Annotated in this window: 1 protein-coding gene and 1 pseudogene; both read right to left on the bottom strand. The window is 48.7% G+C overall.

Annotation, left to right across the window (positions count from 1 at the left end):
- Positions 1–258, bottom strand: a pseudogene (locus tag H740_RS04720) (hypothetical protein); the annotation flags it as partial.
- A 175-nt stretch (positions 259–433) separates the two neighbouring features.
- On the bottom strand, positions 434–1,065 hold a 632-nt coding region (locus H740_RS04725; RefSeq protein ID WP_002951895.1), incomplete at its 5' end, for a M3 family metallopeptidase.

The raw sequence follows: 1,065 nt of genomic DNA on the forward strand, positions 1-1,065 counted from the left end.
AAAACCCGCCTCGAAGCTTAGCTCCTCTGGCGTGAGTTTGGCACTGCTAAAGGTGTAGCCAGCAAGCGTAAAGACGATAACGGGCGCCGTAAAAGTGCCCATAATATACTCCGGCAGCTCGGGGTTAAATTTAACCAGATCAAGGTTGGCCATCGCCGAAAAGGAGCGGTCGTTTTTTAGCAGATACTCCACGCACTCAAAAACGTGCTCCTTCATCATCGCCGCAAATCTCTCGTCGTCTAAAATCTCATCAAGCATTTTACCTCCTTTTTGTGCCTTTTTAAATTTTGCCGCCCGTAGTAGCCGCCAAATTTGGCTTCAAATAAGCGTAAAATTTAGCTTCAAATTTATTGCTGTCCCTGATTCGGTTCGGCTCGTCAAATTTGGCCGTGCTTTTAAATTTACTCCCCAAAACGCGTCAAATTTGCGTTTGCTACGCTTCTTTACAAAACTCCTCCACTAGCTTTCTAACCTCGTTTATGCCGATTTGCCAAAAAGCCGCATCCTCGATATCAAAGCCAAACATCCCGACCAGCTCTTTTGGCGAGCGCGAGCCGCCCGCGCTTAAAAACTCGGTGTAAATTTGCACGAAATTTTCACATTTGCCGCTTTTATAAAGTCCGAAAATCGCCAGCACCAAAAGCTGTGCGTACGAGTAGGCGTAGCAGTAAAACGGCGTGTGGATAAAGTGCGGGATATAGCTCCACCAAATTTTGTAGTAGTCGTTTAGCGCGACGCTTCGCCCGAACATTTTGGCGCTTTCTTCGAGCCAAATTTTATTTAGCTCCTCGGCGCCGATCTCGCCATCATGCGCGTGAACTCGGCGCTCAAAGGTCGTGAAGTTTATCTGGCGATAAAGCGTGGCGAAGATATCCTCGATCTTGCCCGCGAGTAGGGCGGTTTTTTCTCTGCCTTTTAGCGTGTTTTTGACGTGATCGAAAACCAGCATCTCGCAAAACACCGACGCCGTCTCCGCCGTAGTTAGCGGCGTGTCGGCGTTTAGAAATCCGACGCTTTCATAGGCTAGATTTTGATGCGCGGCGTGACCTAGCTCGTGCGCTAGTG

The organism is Campylobacter showae CC57C, assembly GCF_000344295.2.
Taxonomy (GTDB): domain Bacteria; phylum Campylobacterota; class Campylobacteria; order Campylobacterales; family Campylobacteraceae; genus Campylobacter_A; species Campylobacter_A showae_B.